Annotated in this window: 14 protein-coding genes; 6 read left to right on the top strand and 8 right to left on the bottom strand. The window is 24.1% G+C overall.

Going from position 1 to position 22,687, the window contains the following annotated elements:
• Window positions 1–17: 17 nt before the first annotated feature.
• The 3 genes from AUT07_RS03000 to orn all read right to left on the bottom strand — a co-directional run bounded on the left by AUT07_RS03000 (window position 18) and on the right by orn (window position 2,552).
• Window positions 18–1,259 (bottom strand): N-acetylmuramoyl-L-alanine amidase, encoded by a 1,242-nt coding sequence (locus tag AUT07_RS03000; protein WP_236860970.1) that lies wholly within the window; start codon window positions 1,257–1,259, stop codon window positions 18–20.
• Entirely contained in the window at window positions 1,237–1,734 is a 498-nt protein-coding gene (gene tsaE / locus AUT07_RS02995) for a tRNA (adenosine(37)-N6)-threonylcarbamoyltransferase complex ATPase subunit type 1 TsaE (protein WP_066283957.1), read from the bottom strand. The genes AUT07_RS03000 and tsaE overlap by 23 nt, the downstream gene beginning before the upstream one ends.
• A gap of 272 nt (window positions 1,735–2,006) precedes the next feature.
• Window positions 2,007–2,552 carry an oligoribonuclease gene (orn, locus tag AUT07_RS02990; RefSeq protein ID WP_066283955.1) on the bottom strand — a complete coding sequence of 182 codons (546 nt, stop codon included), beginning with the start codon at window positions 2,550–2,552 and terminating at the stop codon, window positions 2,007–2,009.
• Window positions 2,553–2,963: 411 nt separating this feature from the next.
• Between orn and asd the strand changes: the two genes are divergently transcribed.
• Window positions 2,964–3,890, top strand: coding sequence for an archaetidylserine decarboxylase (gene asd, locus AUT07_RS02985; RefSeq protein WP_083495551.1), 927 nt, complete (start codon window positions 2,964–2,966; stop codon window positions 3,888–3,890).
• A gap of 17 nt (window positions 3,891–3,907) precedes the next feature.
• Complete coding sequence (gene mscM, locus AUT07_RS02980) at window positions 3,908–7,231, top strand: miniconductance mechanosensitive channel MscM (protein ID WP_204200693.1); 3,324 nt, start codon at window positions 3,908–3,910, stop codon at window positions 7,229–7,231.
• A gap of 567 nt (window positions 7,232–7,798) precedes the next feature.
• Here mscM and corA read toward each other — a convergent pair.
• The 5 genes from corA to pssA form a co-directional block, all read right to left on the bottom strand.
• Complete coding sequence (corA, locus tag AUT07_RS02975; RefSeq protein WP_066283948.1) at window positions 7,799–8,749, bottom strand: magnesium/cobalt transporter CorA; 951 nt, start codon at window positions 8,747–8,749, stop codon at window positions 7,799–7,801.
• A 105-nt stretch (window positions 8,750–8,854) separates the two neighbouring features.
• On the bottom strand, window positions 8,855–11,023 hold the full coding sequence (gene uvrD, locus AUT07_RS02970) for a DNA helicase II (protein WP_066283945.1): 2,169 nt from the start codon (window positions 11,021–11,023) through the stop codon (window positions 8,855–8,857).
• Window positions 11,024–11,913: 890 nt separating this feature from the next.
• Window positions 11,914–12,738 carry a diaminopimelate epimerase gene (gene dapF / locus AUT07_RS02965; protein WP_066283943.1) on the bottom strand — a complete coding sequence of 275 codons (825 nt, stop codon included), beginning with the start codon at window positions 12,736–12,738 and terminating at the stop codon, window positions 11,914–11,916.
• A gap of 1,068 nt (window positions 12,739–13,806) precedes the next feature.
• Window positions 13,807–15,006 carry a class I adenylate cyclase gene (locus tag AUT07_RS02960; protein WP_066283941.1) on the bottom strand — a complete coding sequence of 400 codons (1,200 nt, stop codon included), beginning with the start codon at window positions 15,004–15,006 and terminating at the stop codon, window positions 13,807–13,809.
• A gap of 151 nt (window positions 15,007–15,157) precedes the next feature.
• Entirely contained in the window at window positions 15,158–16,516 is a 1,359-nt protein-coding gene (gene pssA / locus AUT07_RS02955) for a CDP-diacylglycerol--serine O-phosphatidyltransferase (RefSeq protein ID WP_066283937.1), read from the bottom strand.
• Between the two features lie 760 nt (window positions 16,517–17,276).
• Here pssA and leuS point away from each other — a divergent pair.
• The 4 genes from leuS to nadD all read left to right on the top strand — a co-directional run bounded on the left by leuS (window position 17,277) and on the right by nadD (window position 22,155).
• Window positions 17,277–19,865, top strand: a complete 2,589-nt coding sequence (leuS, locus tag AUT07_RS02950) for a leucine--tRNA ligase (RefSeq protein WP_066283934.1) — start codon at window positions 17,277–17,279, stop codon at window positions 19,863–19,865.
• Between the two features lie 29 nt (window positions 19,866–19,894).
• Window positions 19,895–20,386 carry an LPS assembly lipoprotein LptE gene (gene lptE, locus AUT07_RS02945; protein WP_066283931.1) on the top strand — a complete coding sequence of 164 codons (492 nt, stop codon included), beginning with the start codon at window positions 19,895–19,897 and terminating at the stop codon, window positions 20,384–20,386.
• A gap of 61 nt (window positions 20,387–20,447) precedes the next feature.
• Window positions 20,448–21,488 (top strand): DNA polymerase III subunit delta, encoded by a 1,041-nt coding sequence (holA, locus tag AUT07_RS02940; protein WP_066283926.1) that lies wholly within the window; start codon window positions 20,448–20,450, stop codon window positions 21,486–21,488.
• Window positions 21,472–22,155 (top strand): nicotinate-nucleotide adenylyltransferase, encoded by a 684-nt coding sequence (gene nadD / locus AUT07_RS02935; protein WP_066283921.1) that lies wholly within the window; start codon window positions 21,472–21,474, stop codon window positions 22,153–22,155. Before holA ends, nadD begins: the two co-directional genes overlap by 17 nt.
• Window positions 22,156–22,687 lie beyond the last annotated feature (532 nt).

The raw sequence follows: 22,687 nt of genomic DNA, 5'->3' as shown, positions 1-22,687 counted from the left end.
ACCTCTGATGTATTCCATTATCTAAGCGTAACTTGCAAAGGATTTTTGGAAAAATACTTATGTAATCCACGGTGAATAGCTATTGCTAAATTTTCTTGATAATCAGCAGAAACTAAAAGACGTTCTTCAAAAATATTACTAATAAAACCTGTTTCTACTAAAATAGAAGGAATATCAGGTGAACAAAGTACACCAAAACTAGCATGTTCTGGATTATATTTATGAATACTGCCAATTTTGCTTAATTCCTTTAATACTAATACGGCTACAGCATAACCTACACGTTGTGAATTACAAAATTGTAAATCTAAAACTGCTTGACTAAAAAAAGGATCCTTTCTTCTATCAGCTAATACATTAGCCACCCCACCTAATAATTCAGATTGTTTTTCATGCTGTTCTAGCCAATTTACTAATTCACTATTAACTCTTTGGTTAGAAAGAACCCATACAGAAGCTCCTTTAGCACGATTATTAGGTGCTGCATCAGCATGAATTGAAACGAGCATGTCAGCTCTATTTTGTCGTGCTATTGTTGAACGATCTTCTACAGAAAGAAAATAATCACCATTGATAGTCATTACTGGTTTAAAAATAGGATCTCTTTTTAAAAGGTTTTGTAATTTACGTGCTATACCCATTGTTATATTTTTTTCTAGATAACCATTCTGTCCAATTGCACCTGGGTCTTTACCACCATGTCCAGCATCAATTGCTACAATTATTTTTCTAGTATTTTTAGGTGATTGTTTATATTTTGAATGTATCGATAGTAATTTTAATTTGTTTTTCTGAAATTGTATTTCACTATTAACATTTTTTTTTAAATTAAAAATAATTTTATTATAATTATTTATTTTTTTGACTGCTATATTTGTTCTTATAGATTGTGATAATTCAATTACAATACGTTGGTATTTATTATTTGGTGATTTACTAGTACGAATTAATTTTACTAAATTATTATTTTTAAATTTTATTGGTAATCTAATAATGTTATTTGATATATAAAAATCTATAACCAAACGTTCAGGTTTATGAAGTATAAAAAAACGATACTTTAAATGACCTTTAGAAAAATAAAAACTTATCTGTGCATTTAATATGTTGTTATGAATATTAATATTAGATAATATTATCGCTTGTACATATGGTGAATTAAATAATAACAATGTACTAAATAATACTATTATTTTTAATAAATAAAACACATAAAATTGATATTGTTTTATTTTATTAATTATAAAAATTGTCATCATGATCATTATTAATAACTAACGACAATTTTTTTAATAATGAGTATCCATATGTTGATACGGAAATCAATCTTACTTGTCTCATATTATTATTATGCAATAAATATATATTAAGATCAGGAGATGCTAACATACCATTACCTTTATTTGGCCACTCAATTAAACATATAGAATGAGAATTAAAATAATCACGAATCCCTATAAATTCAAGTTCTTCAGGATCATTTAAACGATATAAATCAAAATGATAAATTGTACTAAAAGGTAATAAATAAGTTTCAATTAACGTGTAAGTTGGGCTTTTTACGTAACCTTGGTATCCTTTACCTTTTATAAAACCACGACTAAAAGTAGTTTTTCCTGATCCCAAATCACCATACAAATAAAGAATTAAATTTTGTGTACAAATGTTAGCTAATTGATATCCTAAAGTAACTGTTTTTTTTTCATTATCAAGATATAATATAAGTTCTTTCATAAGAAGTATTAGATTTTTTGTATAATTTAAAGCTTTTTAATAAGCTATATCATGAAATGATACTAACAATCAAATGAGATATAGTATATATTCATAATTTATTCCAAAATTAAAATTTGTATAATTAATCATAAAATAAATAAAAATTTTTTAATACACTTATTTTATTATATCAAAAATTTATATGTAATATTTTAAACTAAAAAAGTTATAAATAACTATAATTTATATAAAATAAAAATGTAAAATGTTCTAAAAATTTCTAATAATAGTTACAATTTAATAAAATACTTGCGATAATATGAAATTTCAGAAATTGATTCATATATATCTTCTAGCGCTTGATGTGTATTTTTTTTCATAAAACCATTTAATATTTCTGGTTTCCACCTGAGAACTAGCTCTCTTAAAGAGCTAACATCCAAATAATGATAATGAAAATATTTTTCTAATTTAGGCATATATTTAAATAAGAACCGGCGATCTTGGGCAACACTATTACCACAAATAGGTGAAACCCCTTTAGGTACCCATTTTTCTAAAAATACAATTGTTTCTAATTCCGCTTTATTTTCATTATACTGACTACATTTTACCCTATCAATTAATCCACTTTTATTATGAGTTATCATATTCCATTCATCCATAAGTAATATTTGTTTTTCTGACTGATGAATAGCAATAACTGGTCCTTCAGATAGAATCTCTAAATTAGAATCAGTAACAATCGTCGCAATTTCAATAATACGATTCTGATCTGGATCTAATCCTGTCATTTCTAAATCTATCCAAATTAAATTATAATTATTATTTGTCATATTATACCATATGTTTCATTTTTATTTTTGTGTTAAACTAACAACGCAAATATATAATACATAAAAATTTTTTAACAATAAAAGTAAAGTCACTTTTATTAATTAATTTATTTAATAAAATAGTAAAATAATTTATTATAAAAATAAGAAGATCAAAAAAGAAAAAATAACAAATTAGATAGGTATATATTATAAAAATTTTATAAAATTTAAGATATTATCAACTTTATATAAGCATCATACAATTTATGACATGGTTTATATACTAAAAATAAAAAATGATATATATCATAAATTATACACATACTACAACCAATATTATAAATGTATAACATACAATGTATACTGAAATAAAGAATAAATTAATATTTGATTATTAATGATAATTAAATCTAACTGCAGGTTAATTTTCTGAAAAAAATAAAAATTATTTTACAATATTTATTACCTAAAAAAAAGCTAACACAATTAGCAGGATGGTTTGCAAATCAGAAAATAGCTGGTTTGACTCAGCTAATTATTAAACTTTTTGTTAAATTTTATAAAGTCGACATGAATGAAGCAAAAGAAAGTAAACTTTCAGCTTATTCTACATTCAATGATTTTTTTACTCGTCAATTAAAAGAAAATATTCGACCTATTGTTATAGGTAAAAATAAACTAGCATTACCTGCAGATGGAATGATAACTCAATTAGGGCTAATCTTAGATAATCAAATTTTACAAGCTAAAGGACATTCTTATAGTTTAATAGCATTGTTAGCAGGTAATTACATACTTGCTAATAAATTTCGTAATGGATTATTTGTAACAACGTACTTATCTCCAAGTAATTATCATCGTGTCCATATGCCTTGTGATGGTTTATTAACTGAAATGATTTATGTTCCTGGAGATTTATTTTCAGTTAATCCATTAACTGTAATTAATATTCCAAATTTATTTGCTCGTAATGAACGACTAATTTGTATTTTTGATACACCAGTAGGAAATATGGCACAAATTCTCATAGGTGCAACAATTGTAGGAAGTATAAATACTAGTTGGTATGGTTGTGTTAATAATAAAAGAAAAGGTATAATTCAACATTGGAGTTATCCAAAAAAAGAAAAAATAAATTCTATTTATATAAAAAAAGGTGAAGAAATGGGAAAATTTCAATTAGGATCAACAGTAATTAATTTATTTGAATCAAATCAAATTACACTTAATTCTAATTTATTACCAGGAAAAATAACTCAAGTAGGTGAATTATTAGCAGAATCAATTTATAATAATAATTACCAACATAATAATCTAGAAAATTTAAATAAAATGGATTTAAGCAAATTTATCTAAGGAATTATATTGTGCATATGATAGTCTACATACTATTTATAATATCTAGCATCTCGTTTATAAAAATAACTTTATGTGCAGAAATTGACTTCAGTGCAACACAAATAAAAAAAGACATTAAACAACTAGAAATAAATAAAAATAAAAAAAATACAGAAATTATTCAAGCATTACAAGTTTCATTAAATTGGTTATTAGAAGCAAAAGAATCTGAAAAAAAAATACAAGATTACCAAAAAGCAATTGACGATTTTCCTAAAATTATACAAGAATTACAACAAAAATTTTTTATTGAAAATAAAAAAAATATTACTATACCGACAAATATAACAATTCTTGAACTTGAACAACGCATTGTCCAAGCTAGTAGTAAATTACTAGAATACGGCAGAAAAATTCAACAAGAACAGGATATTAATCGCAGCATTAGTGATTCCATCATAACATTACCTCAACAATTATTAGAAGCCAGAAAATTACTTTCTAATTCTATATTTAAATTACAATCACTACCTATCCCGCTGACTACTTTAGCTGAAGCACAATATAATTTAGCAAAAATAGAAATAATAGCAAGAAAAGCAAAAACAAATGAACTAGAAATAGCACAGCTTTCAGCTAATAATCGTCAAGAAATTGTTCGCTTACGTATTGAGCTTTTTAAAAAACGTTATCAGAAAATTGATCAAGAACTACAGAACCTAAGAAATCACTTAAATTTTCAACGCCAACAGAAAGCACAATTAGCACTGAAACATACTGAAATGTTAGCTTCTCAAGGAGAAGAACTACCACAATTTTTAACAAAACAATTACAAATAAATCGTAAATTATCAGAAATACTTAATGAACAATCATATAGAATAAATAATATTGAACAAAGATATCGTCAAACTTCTATCGATATATTAACCGTAAGTCAATCGATTAGAACAATACGTGAACAAGCTCAATGGTTAAATGGTTCAACTGCTTTAGGTGAAGTTTTAAGAACTCAATTATATCATTTGCCAGAAATTCCAAAAAACCAACAAATTGATAGAGAAATTATCAATACGCGAGTTGAGCATCTTAAATATCAAGATATGTTGGAAAATCTTAATTTAAGTAACAACAAAGAAAATAATGAAATAAAAACTGAAACAAAAAACCTTACAATAGCACAAAAAGATATTTTTGAATCACTTATGAAAACTAGAACAGAATTATTAAACTCAATAATTTCTGGTTATGATAGTGAAATATTAGAATTAACTAAACTTAAAGTTGCTACAACTCAATTAACTGACGCACTAAATGAGATTAAAGATGCAACCCATCGCTATATGTTTTGGATTGCAGATACTAATCCTATAAATCTCAATTATCCCATAATAATAGTCAAAGATTTAACTCGTTTACTATCATTAGACACTTTATCACAACTTAGTGGAGCTATTAAAATTATATTTACAAATCAAGATAGCTTACTATATCTTATTTCTGCTTTTATTATAGTTATTTTTAGTATAAGTACTCATCAACATTATAATAATTTTCTTATTCGTGCAAGTGCACGTATTGGAAAAGTAACTCAAGATCACTTTTCTCTGACATTAAGAACTGTTTTTTGGTCAATTCTTATTGCATTACCTTTACCTATCTTATGGTCCGCCATTGGTTATGGATTACAAAATGCTTGGCAATTTCCAATGGCTACTGCTATTGGCTCAGGATTAAAAGCCACAACACCAGTTTTATGGTTTTTTATGATTAGTGCTACTTTTGCATTACCTAATGGATTATTTATTTCTCATTTCGATTGGTCTGAAGAAAATGTTAAGAAGGCAATGCGTTATTATCAATTATCAATTTTTGCTATTGTACCATTAATGATTGCCTTAATTACATTTGAATATTATAATGACCGTGAGTTTGCTCCAAGTTTAGGTAGATTATGTTTATTATTACTTTGTTTTGCATTAAGTTTAATTACACATAACTTAAAACGTGTAGGTGTCCCACTTTATTTAGCCCGCCATGGATCAGGTGAGAATGCAGTTAGTAATATACTATGGTTATTGCTGATTATAGCTCCAATTTTTTCTGCTATTGCAGCACTTTTAGGTTATCTTTCAACATCACAAGAACTTTTAGCTAGGTTAGAAACCTCTGTTGCAATTTGGTTTTTTTTGCTTATTATTTATCATATTATACGTAGATGGATGTCTATTCAAAGACGTAAAATTGCTTTTGATAGGGCAAAACAACGTCGAGCTGATATCTTAGCTCAACGGGCAAAAGATGAAGGTGATACTAATATCAATAGTAGTGGGGAATGTTTAGTAGATATCGAAGAAAGCACTATTGATTTGGATACAATAAGTACACAATCTCTTGGTTTAGTTAGATCTATCCTAACTATGATAGCATTAGTATCTTTAATTTTACTTTGGTCTGAATTACACTCAGCATTTTCTTTTTTAGAAAATATACAACTTTGGAACGTCAATACTACAGTTAATGGTGTAGATACTATTCAACCTATTACTTTAAGTTCTTTATTTATTACTATTCTTATTATTATCATTACTACACAATTAGTTAGAAACTTACCAGCATTATTAGAATTAGCTCTATTACAGCATCTTGATTTAACTCCAGGCACAGGTTATGCAATCACAACTTTAACAAAATACACTATAGCTCTAATAGGTACATTAATAGGATTCTCAATGCTTGGTATAGAGTGGTCAAAATTACAATGGTTAATTGCTGCTATGGGTGTTGGATTAGGTTTTGGACTGCAGGAAATTTTTGCTAATATAATTTCTGGTTTAATGATTTTATTTGAAAAACCAATTCGTATTGGCGATACTGTAACTATTCGTAATTTAACTGGAAGTATTACTAAAATTAATACTAGAGCAACAACTTTAACAGATTGGGATCGAAAAGAAATTATTGTCCCTAATAAAGCATTTATTACAGAACAATTTATTAATTGGTCATTATCAGATACTATTACACGTATAGTGTTAACTATTCCAGCACCATCTGATATAGATAGTCTTAAAATTAGTCAAATTTTAATAGAGGCTGCCAAAAAAACACCTACTATTTTAACTAATCCTGCACCTGAAGCATATTTAATTGATTTACAAAAAGGAATTCAAATTTTTGAATTACGTATTTATGTAGCTGAAATGGGACACAGAATGCCTGCTAAACATGAAGTACATCAAAATATACTAATTAGTTTTGAAAAAAATGGAATTATTTTACCATGTACTTCATTTCAAGCTAAAATTCATATAATAGACGATACGATATTTAGAAATAAAACAAAAAAATTATCATAATTTAACAAATTATATTTATTTAAATAAAAACAAATAATATTTTCCAATAATTATTACATTATAAATATAGAGATTGTATCTTGTTCTATTTTTATTTAAAAAATAAAAAAATAAATCTTAATACTTTAAACCAGCATACATTAGATAATGTAATTATATATGAATTTATCATACATAATACTCAATGTAGATATCATAAGTTATCCCATTGATAATAATTTAAAACATTTTTATTTTAATTAATATTATATGTAGTTATTTTCAAATAATTAAATTCAATCTAATAATTATTTTATATCAAAATATATTATATTTTTTATTACTAAAATAGTAATCAATTTATATCTAATAACTAATACCTATGTTCTATAAATTAACATATTATTACATAATATATATTTTATATCTTTCATATTAAAAATCATCAAAATACTTAAAATAGTAGAAATTTTTACAAAATTTAAAAATAACTTAATAAAATCAATAATTAAATTATTACTACACATTATTTTATTTGCTACTCTTTTGCTGATTTTATAAGTAAATTCATCAAAATTAATAAATTCATTATAGCCAATTTTTACGTTTAAAATAAAAATAAGGAGCTAATCCTGCTATAATCATTAATATAATGGCTATAGGATAACCAAAACGCCATTCTAATTCAGGCATAAATTCAAAATTCATACCATAATTAGATGCTACTAATGTTGGAGGTAAAAAAATTACAGAAACAACAGAAAAAATCTTAATAATGCGATTTTGTTCAATATTAATAAACCCCATTGCTGCTTGCATAAGAAAGTTTACTTTCTGAAATAATGATTCGTTATGGGGTAATAGTGATTCAATATCACGTAAAATATCTCTAGCTTGATCTAATTGTCTTGTTGATAATTTTGCTCTGCGAATTAAAAAATTCAAAGCTCGTTGACTATCCATTAAACATAACCTAACTTTCCAACCAATATCTTCTTGTTCAGCTAAATTAGAAAGAGCGCTATCCGTACTAACTCCGTTTTTAGCTTCTAATATAATTCTACTTAACGTTTCTAATACTGAGTAAATATTCTCTATTGTATTAGCAAGTTGCTCAATTTTAATTTCAAATAAATCTAAAAATAACTCATAGGCATTAGCATTAATTAATTTTTGACTTTTTGAACGCATCAAATATAAATTAAAGGCAGGTAAATCTCGTTCCCGTAAAGTATATAAACGACCATCACAAAAAGTAAAAGCAACAGTAGAATTATCAACATGTTCATTTTTATCTTGATAATAAAAAAAAGAATGAATATGTAAACCATACTCATCTTCAAAAAATCTAGCTGAAGCCTCAATATCAGTTAATTCAGATGGGGTTACTAATAATTGTTTTAATTCAGTTTGAACTTTTTGCCTTTCTTTTTCATCAAGCTCCATCAAATCAATCCATATAGCATCTGTCAATTTTTCACCAGAATTTAATTTAAGACGATACAAATAACTATTCTTTAATTTAAATGCCAACAACATGTTATGGCACCCCCTTTTTTAAAATCTAAATAGCAAATGAAAGAAATAAAATAAATTATTTGTGATGATTAATATTATTTTATATTTATAAATAATAATGTATTTTTATTGACATTTTAATTTAGCATAATTTACAACTAACCATTTTATACCTACAGAATTAAAAATAACCTGTATACGGAAACGATCGCCATTGCCCTCAAAATTAATAATAGTTCCATTTCCAAACTTAGAATGATAAACTACTTGGCCTAATAAATAATTATTATAATTTTTATTCATTTTAGTATTAGTTCGTTTATAACTAATAGAATTTGAAATATTTGTATTCAAATAAACTTTTTTAATACATTCTATAGGTAATTCATCTATAAAACGAGAAGGAGAATGATATACCTCCTTACCATATAATTGACGACTTTTAGAATAAGTTAATATCAATTTTTTCATTGCTCTAGTTAATCCAACATAAGCCAATCTACGTTCTTCTGCTAACCATCTAACATCTTCAATATTCATTTGATTTGGAAATATACCTTCTTCCATACCTACAATAAAAACTAATGGAAATTCCAGACCTTTTGCTGCATGAATTGTCATTAATTGTACTGTATCTTGATTTTCTTTCACCAAACTATCATCAGATCTTAATGTAACATAAGATAAAAATGCATTTATTGGTGTTATATCTTGACTATCTTCTTGATAATTAAATTGCTTAGTAGTAGTTAACAATTCATTAAGATTATTAATACGCTCTTGTCCTTTATTCTCTTTTTTCTTTTCATACATATTACGTAGCCCTGACTTCAGGATAATCTGTTCTATCTGTACATGTAATGTCATACCATATGTTTCTTGATCTAAGGAATTAATTAAACTAAGAAATCTACTAATAGCTATATTCTTATTACGAGCAAGAATATTATCAGTTAATAAATATTCGCAACTCTTCCAAAGAGTAAGTTGGTTTTTCTGTGCTACTGTACGAATAATTTCTAATGTTTTTTTGCCTATACCATGTGGAGGAACATTTACTACTCGTTCAAATGATATATCATCGTTACGATTAGCCACTAGACGCAAATAAGCAAGTACATTTTTAACTTCTTGTCTTTCAAAAAATTTTTGATTACCATAAATACAATAGGGAATTGAAAAATATAATAATGTTTCTTCAAATATACGTGATTGAGCATTATTACGATAAAGAATTGCACATTCGTTTAAATTACCTCCAGCTTCATTCCATTGCTTAATTTTATTAATAACATAACGTGCCTCATCTAATTCGTTAATACCACAATAAATAGATATAGGATCACCATCAGGACCTTCTGTCCACAAAAATTTCCCTAATCTATTATTGTTATTAGTAATTAATGTATTAGCTGATTTCAAAATATTCTTAGTAGAACGATAATTTTGTTCCATCCTTATAATTTTTGTTTCTGGAAAATCATGCAGAAATCGTTGAATATTTTCTATTTGAGCACCTCGCCAACTATAAATTGACTGATCATCATCTCCAATAATCATCAGCTTGCTAGTATTACTAGCTAGCAACCTGATCCACGCATATTGGATGCTATTAGTATCTTGAAATTCATCAACTAAAATATTAGTAAAACGATTACTATAATGCTTTAGTATATCAGGATTATTTAACCATAATTCCTGTGAACGTAATAATATTTCAGAAAAATCAACTAACCCTGATTTATCACATTCTTCTTGATAAATTTTATAAACTCTTAACCACATTTCTTCAATTGGATTACTATAACTTTCAATATACTCTGGCCTTAATCCTTCATCTTTTTTTTTATTAATATATAACATAGCTTGACGAGGTAACCATTTACTTTTATCTAAATTAATAGTTTTGATAATTCTAAGTAATAATTGATATTGATCATTATTATCCAATATTTGGAAATTACGTGGTAATTTAGCATCTAAATAATGAAGACGTAATAAACGATATGCTAATCCATGAAAAGTTCCTACCCATATTCCTGCCGGATTAATATTACTACCTAATAAAGTTTTAACACGACAACGTATCTCATCTGCTGCTTTATTTGTAAAGGTTACCGCCATAATAGAAAGAGGATGAACTTTATCAACTAATAATAACCATGCTATACGATAAATTAACACCCTAGTTTTGCCACTACCAGCACCAGCAAGTATTAACATATTAATCCTATCTGCAGAAACAGCTTCTTTTTGTTTATCATTTAAATTGTTAAGTAAATTAAAAAATTTCATATCTATAATAATTTATGAATTATAAAATAAAGTTATTAATCTTTAAAAAAATCTTTAAAAACATAAGGTTATATAAATATATAAAATAAAAACTAAATTATTTATCATATACATAAAATGTACAATTTTTATTTAAAAAAAACACTTAACATTGTTAATTATTAATATGGTAATATACATTTTTCTATGTAAAATATATTAAATATTTATATAAATTAATTATTTATATAATTAATTTAGTCAATTATTATTGATTTTTGAATAATATAGTTTTAATAAAACAAAAGATTAATTTAATTAATCTTATAGTTATAATCTTATCTACACAAATAAAAACAAAACAATAACTAGAATAGTTATTTCAATTTATAAAATTTTTAATATTATAAAACTTTTAAAATTAATGAAAAATACGAAAATATTTTCATAATAATACAATGATTTTTACTAAATCATTGTATTATTAATAATTTTTTAATAATATTGTATTAAAACATATATAAATTCTATTAACTAAACTATATGAATATTCTTTTAAAAAAATCAGTTCAAAATATTTTAATAAGAAAAATAATAAATTTATTTGAAAAATGCTTTTTATATAAAAATACGCAGATTATTTAAAATCAAGTAACTATGGAATACATAATTATGTTATGCTTTTAATTTTAACATGCTGTTTTGTATAAAATTATATATTAATTTTATTAAAAATCAACATAAATTTAATTTTAATTTTGATTTCTAATTTAATATTAGAAATAATTTTATATATTTAAAAACAATAAACCCAAACAAATTTAAAATAAAACTCTATTTAGCTACAATAAAATTGTAAATAAAAATTGTCTGTTAAATAAAATTTTAAAAACTTTAGAAAAGAATAAAAATTAAAAATGAATAATACCATCATATACATGTATTGCAGGACCAATCATAAATAATGGATGACCTAATCCATTCCAATGTATTTTCAACATACCACCAGGTAAATCAACTCGTACATTATTTTTTAATAAACCTTGTTTAATACCTATAGCAACTGCTGCACAAGAACTACTACCACAAGCTTGAGTTTCTCCTACACCACGTTCATGTACTCGTAACTTGATATGTTCATGATTAACAATTTGCATAAATCCTATATTAGGCTTATCAGGAAAAAATTTATTCTTTTCAAGAATTGATCCCAATAAATTAACTTTAATAGTGTCAACATTTTCTACCTGTAATACACAATGAGTATTGCCTATGAAAACTATACCACATAATCTTGTTTGTTGAATTGTTGATATGTATTTTTTTTTTATTTTTTCTTTTTTAAAGAATAAGTTAAATGACTTAAATTCAGGAACACCCATGTTAACACAAATATCTTCATTCTCTTCTACTAATAATATCAATTTTCTACTAGATTGAGTACTAACTTTGATAAGACGTTTATTTGTAAGTTTTTTCATACGAACAAAACGAGCAAAACAACGAGCACCATTGCCGCATTGGAAAACTTCACTACCATCAGCATTAAAAATACGATAATGAAAATCAAACTCTGGATCATAAGGAGCTTCAACTAATAAAAGCTGATCAAATCCAACTCCCTTATATCTATCTGATAAACGGCAAATAAGTTCAGTAGAAAAACAAACATTTTGGGTTACAGCATCTACTACCATAAAATCGTTACCCAAACCATGCATTTTAGAAAACTGCATTTTATACTCCAGTATAATTAATTCTTTTCATTAATCGATACGTGAAATGTTTATTTATATATATTATGATTAATTATTTTTATGTAAAATTTAATTTTAAATCATTTTTTCATGATCATTAAAAATGATATACAGATAGTTTTAAAAACAAATATTGATATCATTAATAGAGAAATTAACCTTTATCATTAATTTAATAATTCATATTCTTAATTATAAATTATAATAATTTATAATATAATCAGAAAAAAATAAGAATATTATTTCGATATACAAAAATTATATTATATAGCAGAATATAAAATAATATATGGATTTAATTATGCATTTAAAAATATAAAAATATAAATATGAAACACTATACTAAAATATTTGCTTTTTATAATACTATAAACTTAGCTCACTATAACAGTTATATTAATTAATATATTATTTACAATAACAATAATAAATATCATGCAAAAACATTTAATAAAACATTTTTATTGCAATAAATTGATTTGATAAATCAAACTAAAGTCAATTTTTTTTTAATTAAAGTAATAAATTTTAAATTAATAAATAATTAACTATAAAGAAAATATATAAATATTTTTTATATTCTTGAATTAATGTTAAATGCAAAAACAAAAAAATTTTATATTACTATTAATATGTTTATATTTAAATTCTAATATGATCATATTATATTAAGTTTGAACTTATTAAGTATGAGCTTATATTTTCAAATAAAGTATGTAAGAAGTAAAAGTTTAAAAAATATATCCACATCAATAACAATAAATTAATTTTATATATAGCAGAATAATTATTTTTTTAAGAGTATATGAATCTTAAATTTATAATTTCAGTATATTTAGATGAGATTAAACAAAATCTACATAAATAAGATAACAGATGTGCACAAATTAAAGTTTAACTTTCAAATAAATACAATAAAATTTATTAATTAGAATTTTTTAAAATAGTTTTAAAAATTATATATAATTTTTACTTTTAAAGTAATCAATATCTTATTGATTGTATTAATTAATAAAAATTCAAGCTTAGTAAAATCCTAAATTGTGATCAGTACGCATTCCTTTGTAAATATTTTTTATACTCATACTGATACTGATCTATTATGTAATTATTTTTATTATCTAAAATCCTTAATTTCTTTATATTCCATTTCCATGAAATAACAAGCTGGGATAATACATGCTTACGCCAATTATTATTTATAAATTTATTATTTTTATCAGATAATTTTTCATTAACTTTTAGATAAAAACAACATCTAATTATATCAAGTAATGCAAAATCATTTATATTTATCAAATAACATGTAACACGTTCCAACATTAAACAATAAGCATCTAGCCCATAATAAATCATTTGTCCAGCATGTAATCTCTTTTTAAATTCTATAGATAATAATTCTCCATAATGAGAATTCATAAAATATGATTCTAACAAAATACTTTTTAATATAGTTTTATAAGAAAAATTAGTACTATTATATAATTGATATATACTAGCTCTCAAATATTCATTTAATGACAATTTTCCTAAACCACCTAAATTTAACCATTCATTTTGAAGTAAAATTCCTTGTGCATATAATAATAAAACATATTCATCATAATTTTTTTCTTCTTCTACAGGTATTATCATCCACAATAAACGTTTTCCAGCTATGCGGACTGATGTGCGATAAAATTCATCTAATAATAAAATATATTGTATTGTTCTAGTTTTATGTTCAGAATCACTAATAATACTATTACTAATGTTATCGTGAAACAAATTTTCATCAATTAAAAATAACGTAACATCAACACCAAATGAAGATATCCATTTTTTAATTAATGTGCATTTTTTTTGCAAAAGTTTTTTTTCATTTTTATTTAACCATGATTGATGACATATCCAAATATCTAAATCGGAATTATTATTTTGACCAATTGATGAAGTACTACCCATAGAATAAATACCTATAATAGGTAATTCACTGTTATTTTTATATAAAATTGGTTCAAAATAAAAATTTATATCAAATTGCTTTAACCAATTAATTTGATCTGTATCAGGCACAAAAAAACAAATACCAACAGGTACATCACCTTCTATATATCCTGGTAAAATAGGATGATGATAATTTAACAGAATTGGGAGTAACTCATATATTATTTTTAACTGATCACTCATAGATGAATATGCACGAATTAATCTTAATTGATTAATTGAATCTAGTCTTTGTTTTAATATTTCAAGATGAATATACAAAAATATTTCCTACTATAAATTTTCATTTATAATTAATCAAAAGATTAATATACTATTATTAGTATTAGATCAATAAATTTATTTATCTATTATTTGGTAATAAAAATTATTTTAGTAAAATTTAGATAATAAAAATAAATAATTTCTTTTATTAAATAATACGACGTATTAAGTTATCAACATAAATTCTATTTAAACGACGAATAAGTTGTTTGACTTTTACTGGATAATGTTGAATATTATCTATTTCTTGATAAGAATGTATAATATTTGTATAATTTGTTATACATTTTAATTCCTTATTTTTTTGTTGAAATAAAACATTTTCAGGATCATGGATTAATATTGCATTCTCTAAATCTAATCCCCATGCACGAGAATTTAGATTATTACCTGTTATTAACTGCCAATTATTATCTATCCAAATACCCTTTAAATGGTAACTATTATCTCCATTTTTCCATAGCCTGATAGTTAATTGTTGATTATCTACAAAAGATTGTAGACGATATATAAATCTTCTCAAATTTATCTCATATAGATAAGGTAATGTACTAATAATTTTAAATGGTTCTTCTGGTGGAATATAAAAATCATTAGCCGTTTTATCGCCAATGATAACTTCCAGTTGTTTACCATCACGTAATAATTTAATAATTATATGTATTAAAATAGTTGGTAAATTAAAGTAAGGAGTGCAGATAATCATCTTATTTTTTGTGCAATGCATTAGATATAAAATAATTTTATTTAATTCATTTCTTTTACCTAAGCCGATTAATGGAGTCACTGCTAATTCTCCATTAGTAGCATTATTTTTAAATTGATAATGAGAGCTTTTTAAATTATGACGAAATTTTTTAATAAAACGCTTTATTTTAGTATTACTTCGGTAATATACTTGATTTAGAAGTTGGATAGCTGGTGAAGATAATAAGCATTGATCAATAAAACTTTTCATTGTTATAGCTAATTGTGTATTATTTAATATATGATAGCGATCATAGCGATAACGTTTATTTTGTTTAAGATAAACATTATTTATACTAGCACCAGTATAAATGATATTATTATCAAAGATAAAACCTTTTACATGAAAAACACCTAAAGCTTCTAGTGTATTTACAGGAATGCCAAAAATAGCAATATTTAATTCAGGATGAGATATAGCCATTTGATAATACCATTCAGCATTAGTTGAATTTTTAGATCCACCAATACGGCATCGTTGCGCACGATGCCAATCAACCATTATTTTTATATCTAATGTTGGTCTAGCTATCTTAGCTTGATATAATGCATTTAATATATCTGATCCTGCATCATCAGATTCGAAATAAAGTGTAGTGATATAAATATATTTTTTAGCTTTAGCAATATTATCTAATAATGCTTTACGAAAACTTTCTGGTTGATATAAAGTGGTGAATCCAGATACATCCTGAGATAATTTTGCTAATTTTTCAAGGTATTGTTGAGTTTTGATTTGTTGTAATTTTGATAAAATCACAGTGTGAATTTTCTCTTTTTATATTTTATATATACAATATATATTATTTTGAATTTTTTAAAAAATATATTTTATGATAATATCAGTTATAATTTTTATCTTTATATTATATTATTATATATATTTTATTTTTAGCTGTTAATCATCTAATTAATTTTTAGTAAATAGTTGCTTTTTTATAAAAAATGTATGATATATTGAATTAATATTCAATTGTATAATAGAAAATAGGGATGTAGTATAGAATGTACTAATATTATTTTTTATAATATTTTAGCTTAGCACAAAAATAAAATAGATATTTATATATCCTATAAATAATTAAAAATTATAAATAAAAATTTTTAAAGAAAAACACATAATAAACCATCTGTTTAATCAATTACTTAAAATAAACAACTTACATATACAATTATGTATATTTAAATATTTAATTTAAGAAAAAATTAATTTATCCAATCTATTGATAAAATATTTTTTTATGTAAAAATAAAAAATACAAAATAATATTCTTCTTCTTTCTTATTAAGAAATCATTATACAATATTAGTTATATCAAATATCTAAGAACTTAATTTAAAATGCTATTTAAATATAAATTTTATTATTGTAAATAAAATTAATTTAATATTTCTAGTAAAATAAAAAAGCAATTAAAAGTTTTTATAGTTATTAAAAACAATTAAAATATATTTTATAGCAATATAGAATAAATAAATATTAATTTTATATAACATTTAATTATAGGAATATCCCATCAATGCAAGAACAGTATATACCAGAAGAAGTAGAAATACTAGTGCAACAACATTGGGAAAAAAAACAAACATTTAAAGTAACAGAAGATATTAATAAAGAAAAATTTTATTGCCTATCAATGTTACCATATCCATCTGGTCAACTACATATGGGACATGTTAGAAATTATACTATCGGTGATGTTATATCACGTTATCAAAGAATGTTAGGAAAAAATGTTCTACAACCTATAGGTTGGGATGCCTTTGGGTTACCTGCAGAAAATGCTGCCATACAAAATAATACTGATCCTGCAACTTGGACTTATTCCAATATTAGTTATATGAAAAATCAATTAAAAATGCTTGGATTTAGTTATGATTGGAGTAGAGAAATTACAACTTGTACACCAGAATATTATCGTTGGGAACAATGGTTTTTTACTAAAATTTATGAAAAAGGGTTAGCTTATAAAAGGCTATCATCTGTTAATTGGTGTAAAAATGATTTAACTGTCTTAGCTAATGAACAAGTTATCGATGGTAATTGTTGGCGTTGTAATACACCTATAGAACGAATAGAAATTCCTCAATGGTTTATTAAAATCACCGCATATGCAGAAGAATTACTAAATGATCTAGATAAATTAGATGGATGGCCAGAAGATGTTAAAACTATGCAACGTAATTGGATTGGGCGTTCAGAAGGAATTGAAATTACTTTTAAATTAGAAAATAATGATAAAACATTAATTGCTTATACTACAAAATTAGATACTTTTATGGGTGTAACTTATTTAGCTATTGCAACAAATCATCCATTAGCAAAAAGTCTTGCAAAAACAAATAATGAACTTAACTCTTTTATTAATAAAAATAGTAATATTAAAATAGCTGAAGAAGCAATAGCAAATATAGAAAAAAAAGGTATTAATACTAATTTATTTGCAATACATCCACTAACTAATAAAAGGATACCAATCTGGATAACTAATTTTATATTAATGGAATATCATACAGGGGTAGTGATGGCTATTCCAGGACATAATAAAAATGATTTTGAATTTGCAACTAAATATAATTTACCTATTAAATCAGTTATTATTAATTATAAACAAAATATCACAAGTATAAAAAAAGAATTATTAATTAAAAAAAATATTTTAATTAATTCTGGTGAATTCAGTGGATTAGATAATAAAACAGGTGCTAATGCTATTGCTGAAAAATTAATTACACAAGGTAATGGGAAACGAAAAATTAATTATCGATTACGTGATTGGTGCGTATCTCGTCAACGTTATTGGGGAACACCTATTCCTATGGTAACTTTAGAAAATGGTTCTACTATACCAGTACCAGAAAAACAACTTCCAGTAATTTTACCTGAAGATATCTTGATACATAGAATACATGGAAAAGTTCAAAATATAAAAATAAACCCACAATGGGCAAAAACCAAAATTAATGGTTATATAGCATTACGTGATACTGATACTTTTGACACATTTGTAGAATCATCATGGTATTATACTCGTTATACATGTCCTCATTATGATAAAGCAATGTTAGATCTAGCAGCTACTAATTACTGGCTTCCAGTAGATCAATATATAGGTGGTATTGAACACACTATTATGCATTTATTATATTTTCGTTTTTTTCATAAATTAATGCGTGATTTTGGTTTAGTTAATACAGATGAACCAGTTAAACGACTTTTATGTCAAGGAATGGTATTAGCAGATGCATTTTATTATCTAGGAAAAAAAGGTGAACGTATTTGGGTATCACCAAATGATGTAATAGTAAAAAGAAATAAAAAAAATGAGATCATTAAAGCTATAGATAAAAATGGAAACAAGCTATTTTATAAAGGTATGAGTAAAATGTCTAAATCTAGAAATAATGGCATAAACCCACAATTAATGATAAAAAAATATGGAGCTGATACAGTAAGGTTATTTATAATGTTTGCAGCACCACCAGAAAATAATTTAGAATGGAAGGAATCAAGTTTAAATGGTATGAATCGTTTTATTCGTCGTCTCTGGCGTACTGTTTTTGAACACACAAAAAAAGGAAAAACTATACCCTTGAATAAATCTATTCTAAATCAATATCAAAAAAACATATGGTGTGATTTGCATAAAACAATATCTAAGGTAACTAATGATATTGACCAACGTTATGCTTTTAATACTGCAATTGCCTCAATTATGGAATTTATGAACAAATTAACAAAAATATCAAACAACAGTGAGCAAGATCGTGCATTAATACAGGAATCATTAGAGGTTATCATACTACTATTATCACCTATTATTCCTCATGCCTGTTTTATTATGTGGAAGGCACTTAATCAGCAAGGGGATATTGATAACGCTAGTTGGCCTATTGCTAATGAACAAGCAATCATAAAAAATACTAAAGTTATTTTTATACAAATTAATGGTAAAGTTAAAGGTAATATCATTGTAGACGTCAATACATCTCAAGATACTATATTAGACATGGCAAAAAAAGAATTTCACATAGCTAAATATCTTAAAGATAAAACTATTAAAAAAGTAATTTATATACCACTTAAATTATTAAATTTTATTTATTAAAATTTATTGTCATTTAATTAAAGAATAATATGCGTTATTTAATCTTATTTATTATTACATTTATAATAATTATAAATGGTTGTGGATTTCATTTACACGATACTGATAAAATACCCAAAGAATTAAAAATATTAAAATTAAATATTAATAATTCCTATGGACATATTACACATATAATTAAGCAACAATTAAAGTTAAACAATATCAGATTAATGAATGAAGCCGTTCAGAATATACCAATTTTAAAAATTGAAAATACCTCAAAAAAAATAGAAACTGTTTCTATTTATCAAGATGGGAAAAGTGCAGAAAAAAAATTAATTTTTTTTCTAAATGTACTATTTATTCTACCAAATGGTACTTCTTATCCAATAAACGTACGCGTAGAAAGAACTTTTTTTGATAATCCATTGGAAATATTAGCTAGAGAAGCTGAAAATGAAGTTATTAAACAAGAAATATACGAAGAAGCTGTTTGTCAATTAATTGATAAATTACTAATTATTTATGGTAATATTTAATATAAATATTTTGAAAAACATAAGTCCTATAAAATATGAGTAAAATATTAATAATTCAATAATGATTCATATATGTACAACAAACCTCAACTTATATCTTAATGATAAGATAAGATCTTGCTATTTAGTTATTGGTGATGATGCTTTTTTATTACAGGAAAGTATTGATAAAATCTGTGAAATAGCTCATAAAAAAGGTTTTACTGAACGTTATACATATTCACTTGATACTAATACTGACTGGAATAATATTTATCACCTTAGTAAATCTTATAGCTTATTTTCAAGAAGACAAATAATTATTTTAATTTTACCTGAAAGTGGTTATACGACGATTTTAAAAAACAAACTTCTAAAATTAAGCAAATTATTACACTCTGATTTATTACTAATATTATGTGCCAAAAAATTAACGAAAGAACAGGAAAATAGTATATGGTATAAAAAAATAAGCAAAGACGGGGTTTACATTAATTGCCAAACACCTGAACTACATCAATTTCCAAAATGGATATCTAAAAGAGCAAAAGTTATGTCAATTACCTTAGATGAACAATCTATTCAGTTACTATGCTATTACTATGAAGGAAATTTACTAGCTCTAAATCAAATATTTAAATTATTATTAATATTGTATCCTGATGGTAACTTTACCTTATCTCGTGTTCAAAAAGTAGTAAATGATAACGTTCATTTTAAACCATATCATTGGATTGATATGTTACTTCAAGGTAATATTAAACGTAGCTGGCATATTTTACAACAATTAAAAAAAGAAAATTATGAAAATGTATTTTTATTACATATTATTCAACGTGAACTTATATTAATTTTGACATTAAAATATCAAAGTAAAGGAAAAGATTTAATTAAATTATTTAATCAAAATAACGTGTGGCAATATCGTAGACCTATTATCAGTACTGCAATAAAAAGATTATCAATTTATAAATTACAGCTTGCTATACAAATACTTAATAAAGTAGAAGTAAATTTAAAAAAAGATTATTGCTATATTATTTGGCCTTTACTAGAAATTTTGTCTATATTATTGTGTAGCGAAACAATAACAAAAAGTTTCATTAATGAATTTACAAGCTAAACAAAAATCTAATTTTCCAGTTATTAAAGCACTATTTGGTGGTACTTTTGATCCTATTCACTATGGTCATCTACTTCCAATTGAAAAACTAGCTCAACAAGTTTACTTACAAAAAGTTATTTTGATTCCAAATCACATCCCACCACATAAATCACAGCCCACAACAACTGCTCAACAAAGATTAGATATGTTAAAATTAGCAATCAAACATAAACCTCTTTTTAGTATAGATACTCGTGAATTTAATCGTATAACACCATCTTATACAATAGAAACTATCCTCTCTATTAGACAACAAATAGGTTGGAAAAAATCATTGGCCTTTATTATTGGACAGGATTCATTACTGTCAATTAATACTTGGTTTAATTGGCAAAAAATTTTAAAAATTTGTCATTTATTGGTGTATCCTCGACCTGGATACACCAATAAATGTTTTGAAAATATATATATGAGACAATGGATTAAACAATATCAAGTTTATTTTCCAGCAATACTTAGATATAAACCATTTGGAGCTATATATTTAGCGAATACTCCTTTATTAAATATTTCTTCGACTGAGATAAGAAAATATCAGTATGATAAAAAAAATAGTAAAAAAATATTACCACCTCTAGTATTACGTTATGTTAAAAAAAATCAACTGTATAAAAATGAATACTAAATATAATTTTACATATAAAATGAAATAAACTATCACAATGATGTGATTCAAATCATTCAGTTTTTTGGAAAAATTATATTATGTACAATATACATAATAATAAAATCAAAAAATAAGAAACCAAAAATATCAATATTTCATATTATACAAAATTTATAATTATTTATTATTTAATCAACTGAATTTAATTGCTATCAATATTTTATATCGATTTCAAATAAAATCACAAAAATATGTTAATAACATGATATTGTTAAAAACAAATAATTTTTATATAAATTATATTTAATATAATTAATATAATTATGTAGTTTAGCATTCTTATATAATAGATAGTAGTTTTAACTTGTATCCAAAAATTTTGTATTTGAATTTAATATTTAAAATTATTATATTTTATACTAAAATTAATTATTAACTTTGTATTTATATCTATTTTTATAAAATATTTAACATTTTATAAAAATAGATATAAATAATTAAGATACATAATACAAAAGTTATATTAATTTTAAATATAAAAGTAAAAATT

Source organism: Candidatus Arsenophonus lipoptenae, assembly GCF_001534665.1.
Classification (GTDB): Bacteria; Pseudomonadota; Gammaproteobacteria; order Enterobacterales; family Enterobacteriaceae; genus Arsenophonus; species Arsenophonus lipoptenae.
Note: the sequence above shows the minus strand (reverse complement) of the source record. Positions and strands in the feature narration are given on the sequence as shown.

Bases quoted from the DNA above. Each gene is read 5' to 3' on its own strand.
- AUT07_RS03000 (WP_236860970.1), bottom strand. From the start codon at position 1,259: ATGATGACAATTTTTATAATTAATAAAATAAAACAATATCAATTTTAT.
- tsaE (WP_066283957.1), bottom strand. From the start codon at position 1,734: ATGAAAGAACTTATATTATATCTTGATAATGAAAAAAAAACAGTTACT.
- orn (WP_066283955.1), bottom strand. From the start codon at position 2,552: ATGACAAATAATAATTATAATTTAATTTGGATAGATTTAGAAATGACA.
- mscM (WP_204200693.1), top strand. From the start codon at position 3,908: ATGATAGTCTACATACTATTTATAATATCTAGCATCTCGTTTATAAAA.
- corA (WP_066283948.1), bottom strand. From the start codon at position 8,749: ATGTTGTTGGCATTTAAATTAAAGAATAGTTATTTGTATCGTCTTAAA.
- uvrD (WP_066283945.1), bottom strand. From the start codon at position 11,023: ATGAAATTTTTTAATTTACTTAACAATTTAAATGATAAACAAAAAGAA.
- dapF (WP_066283943.1), bottom strand. From the start codon at position 12,738: ATGCAGTTTTCTAAAATGCATGGTTTGGGTAACGATTTTATGGTAGTA.
- leuS (WP_066283934.1), top strand. From the start codon at position 17,277: ATGCAAGAACAGTATATACCAGAAGAAGTAGAAATACTAGTGCAACAA.
- lptE (WP_066283931.1), top strand. From the start codon at position 19,895: ATGCGTTATTTAATCTTATTTATTATTACATTTATAATAATTATAAAT.
- holA (WP_066283926.1), top strand. From the start codon at position 20,448: ATGATTCATATATGTACAACAAACCTCAACTTATATCTTAATGATAAG.
- nadD (WP_066283921.1), top strand. From the start codon at position 21,472: ATGAATTTACAAGCTAAACAAAAATCTAATTTTCCAGTTATTAAAGCA.